5 protein-coding genes are annotated in these 6,545 nt (G+C 42.3%); all 5 read right to left on the minus strand.

From position 1 onward, the window contains the following. Positions 1-58: 58 nt before the first annotated feature. Positions 59-1,135, minus strand: coding sequence for a TRAP transporter substrate-binding protein (locus M3212_RS14960; protein ID WP_251194779.1), 1,077 nt, complete (start codon positions 1,133-1,135; stop codon positions 59-61). 160 nt (positions 1,136-1,295) lie between these two features. Further along, entirely contained in the window at positions 1,296-2,117 is an 822-nt protein-coding gene (locus tag M3212_RS14965) for a sugar phosphate isomerase/epimerase family protein (RefSeq protein WP_251194780.1), read from the minus strand. Positions 2,118-2,130: 13 nt separating this feature from the next. Further along, positions 2,131-3,294 (minus strand): dihydrodipicolinate synthase family protein, encoded by a 1,164-nt coding sequence (locus M3212_RS14970; protein WP_251194781.1) that lies wholly within the window; start codon positions 3,292-3,294, stop codon positions 2,131-2,133. Continuing rightward, entirely contained in the window at positions 3,263-4,459 is a 1,197-nt protein-coding gene (locus M3212_RS14975; RefSeq protein WP_251194782.1) for a Gfo/Idh/MocA family protein, read from the minus strand. The genes M3212_RS14970 and M3212_RS14975 overlap by 32 nt, the downstream gene beginning before the upstream one ends. Before the next feature lie 135 nt (positions 4,460-4,594). Next, entirely contained in the window at positions 4,595-5,428 is an 834-nt protein-coding gene (locus tag M3212_RS14980) for an AraC family transcriptional regulator (protein WP_251194783.1), read from the minus strand. Between the last annotated feature and the right edge of the window lie 1,117 nt (positions 5,429-6,545).

The following is a 6,545-nucleotide window of genomic DNA, read 5'->3' on the forward strand; positions in this document are numbered from 1 at the left end:
TAGCCATGTCTATACGAACAATGAAGGGTAGCAGGTGCCACCCTTCATTCATGCCAGATTACTTGTTTAAAAGATCTAGGAGCTCCTGCGCTCCGTCAATTTGAAGAAATTCATCAAATGTACCTTTTGTTACTTCAATGAACTTCTCTCTGTTTTCTGGGGTCAGTTCCGTAATTTCAATTCCAGACTCCTCTAACTCTTCCATATAGGCAATTTCATCTTGTGCTGCTTGTTCCCACTGCCATAAACTAACCTCCGTTGCTACTTCATCAAGAATCACTTGTAGGTCTTTCGGTAGATCTTGATAGAAGCTTTCACTAATGAGATGAACATACCCCATGTAGCCGTGCCCACTCAATGTTACGTAATCTTGCACCTCATAAAACTTTCGGCTGACAATGTTCGATAAAGGGTTCTCTTGACCATCTACCGTCCCATTCTGTAGTGCTGTATAAAGTTCAGAAAAGTCAATGGAAACCCCGCCTGCGTTTAATGCTCTAAATTGAGAGATAATTAGTGGACTTTGTGACGCTCGCATCCGTAATCCGTCCATATCTTCAGGGGTTTCAATCGCACGTATTGAATTAGTGAAATGCTTCAAGCCCCCATCCCAGTAGCCGACTGCTCGCAACCCTTGTGGAACAAGGTAATCATTCAAGCTCTCGCCAAGAGCCCCGTGCATCGAATCATAGGCTTCTTCAGGATTTTCAAAAATAAATGGTAGATCAAAAACTTGGAATTGTGGGACAAATGACGGTAGAACACCAGTAAATGGTGCATTCATGTGCACGTTCCCCGACTGCATTTGTTCGGTAATTTCACGATCAGACCCTAATTGTGAATCTGGATAAATCTCAACTGTAATTTGACCATCTGTTCGCTCTTCAATCAGATCTGCAAACATTTCAGCAGCTTGCCCTTTAGCTGTCGAGGGACGAACTACGTGAGCAAACTTAATTACATAGCTTTCGTCACTAGCTACGGCATCCCCACTATCGCTAGTTTCGGGTTCTGCTGCAGGATTTTCCTCTTGCAAATCGCCTTGCGTGGTATCTGTCCCTGTGGTTTGCCCACAAGCAGAAAGAACAAGAAAGAACGTTAGTACAGACATCGTAAGGAACAACCATTTTTTCATTTCATTTCCCCCTTAGTAAAAGCTTTTAACAGAAGGTACGGTTCGTTAAAACGCTTACATATACATACGATTAGAAGGAGAAAGAGGAATTCTCCTCTCTCTAGGGTTACTAGAATGATAGTTTTATCGAAAAAGGCTTACCTTGATTCTGCCATAAATGTTAAACATATTCTGCGTATCGCTCTTTCATCTGAGCAAGGACCTTATGACCGTCTTGCTTCCAAATTTCCTCATTAAAAATCTCAACCTCAATCGGCCCCATGTACCCCGCTTCCTCAACCGCCTGTCGGATCTTCATTAATTCAATAACACCATCCCCCATCATTCCGCGACCTTTGACCATATCAGGTGTTGGAACTAACCAATCCGAAACATGATAGCCTAAAATACGTCCAGTCGCACGCTTAATTTGCTTATACAGGTTAGGATCCCACCAAACATGGTAAACATCGACTATAACCCCCACATTATTGGCATCATATTGCTCTGCAATCGTATTGGCTTCATCAAGGGTAACAATGGCACATCTCTCTGCCGCAAACATAGGATGAAGTGGTTCAATCCCAAGCTTGACTCCAGCATCCTTTGCGTATGGAACTAGCCTTTCAATGCCTTCTCGAATCATTTTTCTTGCATCTCCAATATTCTTGTTTACGGCTGCTCCGCAGACCAGAACCAATACGTCAGCATTAAGCTCATACGCTTCCTCAATTGCCCGAAGATTATCTTCAAAATTTCTCTCTTTAGCCGCATCTGAATCAACTGGGAACATACCACCTCGGCAAACACTTGAGACACCTAGTCCTACATCACGAACGAGTCTGCTACTTTCTTTTAACCCGATCTCTTCAATCTTATGACGCCATAAACTGATGTAAGGAATATTTGCCTTTGCACAGCCTTCTACCGCTTCTTTTAGATTCCACTGTTCTGTTGTAATTTGATTTAAGCTTAACCGTTCGGTAGGTTTCAGTTTCTTCATATATTCGCCTCCTCTATTTCATCCCTGCTAGCTGCAGATACTGATTCATCCGTTTTATTGCAAGCGGTGGATCTTGTAACAACCCTGCTTGATCTGCAAGGACAAAAAGCTTTGTAAGATGAATGACCGAACGCGCACTCTCAGAGCCACCTATCATCTTGAAGTGTGATTGATGTCCATTTAAATAGGCCATGAAGACAATCCCTGTCTTATAGGAGAACGTCGGCTTTGAAAAAATGTGACGTGATAGCGGCACTGTTTTTTCAAGAATCTTGTTGTAGTAGTCAAGATTCCCTCGATCTAAGGCTTGCAATGCAGCGGCTGCTGCGGGGGCAATTGCGTCAAATATCCCAAGAAGGGCATGACTATAGCCTTGATCATCACCTTTGATTAGCTCGGGATAGTTAAAATCATCCCCAGTGTACATCTTCACACCATCTGGCAAGCGACGCCGCATCTCAATTTCTTTGTCAGCATCAAGAAGGGATATCTTAATTCCATCTACTTTAGTTGCATGTTCAGTAATAATACTTAGGCAAACATCCATTGCACGGTCAACGTCAACATAACCCCAGTAACCTTGAAGGGCTGGGTCAAACATATCTCCTAGCCAGTGTAGAATTACCGGACTCGACACTTGACGAAGGATATTGCCGTACACTCTCCTGTAATCCTCTGGCCCTTTTGCACAAGCTGCTAGTGCTCTACTTGCCATCATAATAATTTGACCACCACAGCCTTCAATAAAAGAGCATTGCTCTTCATAGGCTACTTCAATGTCCGCTATTGTAAGGTCTGGAGCTGGTGCAAGATGATCCGTTCCGGCACCGCAAGCAATACGGCCACCCACCGCTCGTGCTTCTGCCACAGAGCGATTAATTAATTCCTTCGCTTGTTCCCAGTTGAGTCCCATTCCCCGTTGAGCTGTATCCATTGCCTCGGCTACAGATAATCCGAGCGACCATAAGTGATGACGATATTGCAGCGTTGTTTCCCAATCAATCGTTGGTGTAGACAGTGGATTAACATCGGCAAACGGATTATTCACGACATGAGCAGCTGAAAAGGCAATCCGACTTTGAAAGGGATGAGAGGCCAGCTCGAACGAAGCCGGCTCCCCTAGTTGGTGTGTGAAAAAGCTGCCATCAACCTGTGGTAGTTTGATTATTTGCTCCATTAGCGGCAACCTCCTTGATCTCAAGGTCTGGTACATCAATCCAGCGTCGCTCCTCCCAAGATTGAATACCAATTTCAGCAAGCTGCATCCCTTTTGCTCCTTCCAATAAATCCCACGGGAATGTTTCATCTAAAACAACATGGCGAAGGAACTGTTCCCATTGCACCTTAAAGCCATTATCAAACACCTGATTATCTGGCACCTCTACCCATTGCTCTTGGAAGTTAAATGGATTTTCTATATCAGGATTCCAGACCGGCATCGGCGTATTCACTCGGTGCTGAACCTTGCATCCCCGTAGACCAGCAACCGCACTTCCATTTGTTCCATCAACCTGAATAGTAAGAAGGTCATCACGATCAACGCGCACCGTCCACGATGAGTTAACTTGAACCACTATATCATCATCTAACAGAAATGTTCCATATGCAGCATCATCTGCTGTACATACATATTTCTTTCCATTTTCATCAATTCGCTCTGGAATGTGAGTTGCGCCCAAACATGAAACGGATCTAATTGGTCCAAAGAGATTATCAATCACATAACGCCAGTGAGCGAACATATCTAGGATAATTCCACCTCCGTCTTCTTTACGGTAGTTCCATGACGGACGCTGCCCCACTTGCCAATCACCTTCAAAAACCCAGTATCCGAATTCCATTCGCACTGAAAGAATCTTCCCAAAGAAACCGGAGTCAATCAATCTCTTTAACTTCAGCAAGCCTGGTAGGAATAATTTATCTTGAACAACCCCATTTTTGACGCCACTATCTTTTGCTAATTTGGCTAGCTCTAACGATTCTTCTAAACTCGTCGCCGTCGGTTTCTCACAATAGATATGTTTCCCGGCAGCAATCGCTTTACGAATATCTTTTGCTCGGCGAACCGTTGTCTGAGAGTCGAAATAGATCGGATATTTTGGGTTTTCTAAGCACTCGTCGAGATTCGTGCTCCACTTAGAGATTCCATTGCTTTTTGCTAGAGCTTGAAGCTTACTTTCATTCCGCCCTACTAATATTGGATCTGGCATAATCACGTCACCATTAGGGAGCTGAACGCCTCCTTGTTCTCGAATGGCAACAATTGATCGGATTAAATGCTGTCTCGTTCCCATTCGCCCAGTAACCCCATTCATAATAATGCCAACCGTGTACATACCCATGTTCACTATCCCCTTTCATATATGTAGTTCATACATTGGTTTGTTTTTCTACCTTCATATTACGGCATAAAAAGGGGGGCGTCTTATCAATAAGGGATCAAAATTCCTAATTTCGGAAACGCTTTCATTTTAAGACTACTCTGTTTCTTCTAAAGTGTGGGCATAGTGATTCATTCGAAACTTATGCGGGGAAAGGCCTACAAGATTATTGAATGACCTGTAAAAGGTGGAGAGCGTTTCATAACCAATTTCAAAACAAATGGAAACAATCTCTTTGTCTGTTTCTAGTAATAATTGTTTCGCACGATCAATACGAACTTGTTGTAAATACTGTAGAGGCGTAATGTTGTACTTGGCTTTAAACAGTCCATTCATATAGCGCGTCGAAATCCCAAATTGCGTCGCTAAATCTTCGGCTCTAATATTTTCAAAATAATGACTCGTAATATAATCGCGGATCTGATCTGATCGCATTTCATTGGCATCACGATATTTATTTGTCATTTTTAATCGCGCTAGAGTAATGAGGATTTCAATGAGATAGGTAGGAATGGCATATTTGAATAAATCATCATACTCGGTTTGTTCAAATAGCATTTTTCTTAATAAGTGACGAATCAACCCTGCGGTAAATTGATCTAAAACAAAATGATGTGAACGATTTTCAAAGAATGGAAGAATGCCTCCGATTTCTGTTAAAGTGGAAATCTGATTAGAAAAAGCAAGAACAAGAACCGTTAATTTGTTCTTTGTTTGAATAGAGTGAGCGCTGCTAGGTAGCAACAGTACCATCCGATCTTTTGAGAATTCATAATCTTTTCCCTCAATCTTAATAGTCCCATCCCCATCAAGAGCGTAAAGGATCTGATAAATATCATGGTGATGGTTCGATACCTTTGCCCCTTTGGAATGCTTACTCTCATATAAATGGACTCCCGTCTGAGGAAGTGACAGCTTAATTAAGGACATGAACGACCCTCCTGAATGCTTTTTTTCTAAACTATATTCGCATTTAGGTTAAATTGAACTATACAACTTGTATTAAATTCGATAAAAGAACTAGAATTCCTATATCAATCTTTTATTGACTTAATAGCACCAACCTTTTTAGTTCACCTTTTTTCCTATTATCCATTGGCTGAGCGCAGCCAAACTTTTATGCAGCTTTTCTTAAATTTGTTTCACGGAAAAGTCCAATAATTCTACATTTAGTTCTCAATTAATTTTGGTGCTAAGTCAAATGTTGAGGTAGGAGAATTATTCTCCTCCCCCTTTATCCTACCTGCATTGTCTTTTCTTTTAATTGATGATGTAATTCCGTTTTATGACTTTCGTTTGGTTGTTAAGTAACAAAGGAGGTTGACTGAATTGAAATTTTAAAAAGCGATATCATCATTTCTCATTATCGTAAGTGTAACCTGCATATCCATTCTCGCCGTTTATGCATCATCAAACATTGTTGATGAGACAGAGCTTCCTTTTACCCATCAATTTAGTGAAGTGAAAGAGATACCAGGCATACCAGTTCACCCTCAAAGTTGAACTACTACAAATTGAAAAAGTCCAGGACTCCAACATCACTGACGAAACTGAAATTGAATAAGAAGAGATAAAGCACAGACTGTTTGGATTGTGTTTTACGGCCCGGCAACGTCCTGGCTCTCCATTTGTCTTCTACGGGGATGATGCTCATGTCGCTTTCCTCCGTCCCCTTTTCATGAAGTCCTACGAAGACAAACGGCTCGTCTTGCAGGAGGGGCATGCTGTTTTGCTTCGCTGCTTACTCATGAAGTTCCATCGGCTTTTTCATAGAAGCCGCTCGTTCTTCTGAACGAGTGCTCTTCAGGCCTTGTGCGTTATCTTTTGTGCAATAAAAAAAGTACAATCCGCTTGGATTGTACTTTATCGCCCGGCAACGTCCTGGCTCTCCATTTGTCTTCTACGGGGATGATATTCATCTCGCTTTCCCTGCCCCCTTTTCATGAAGTCCTACGAAGACAAACGGCTCGTCTCACAGGGGGACATGCTGTTTTGCTTCGCTGCTTACTCATGAAGCTCCATCGGCTTTTTCATAGAAGCTGCTCGT

The organism is Halalkalibacter oceani (assembly GCF_023715705.1).
Taxonomy (GTDB): Bacteria; Bacillota; Bacilli; order Bacillales; family Bacillaceae_D; genus Halalkalibacter; species Halalkalibacter oceani_A.

Bases quoted from the DNA above. Each gene is read 5' to 3' on its own strand.
- M3212_RS14980 (WP_251194783.1), bottom strand. From the start codon at position 5,428: ATGTCCTTAATTAAGCTGTCACTTCCTCAGACGGGAGTCCATTTATAT.
- M3212_RS14960 (WP_251194779.1), bottom strand. From the start codon at position 1,135: ATGAAAAAATGGTTGTTCCTTACGATGTCTGTACTAACGTTCTTTCTT.
- M3212_RS14965 (WP_251194780.1), bottom strand. From the start codon at position 2,117: ATGAAGAAACTGAAACCTACCGAACGGTTAAGCTTAAATCAAATTACA.
- M3212_RS14970 (WP_251194781.1), bottom strand. From the start codon at position 3,294: ATGGAGCAAATAATCAAACTACCACAGGTTGATGGCAGCTTTTTCACA.
- M3212_RS14975 (WP_251194782.1), bottom strand. From the start codon at position 4,459: ATGGGTATGTACACGGTTGGCATTATTATGAATGGGGTTACTGGGCGA.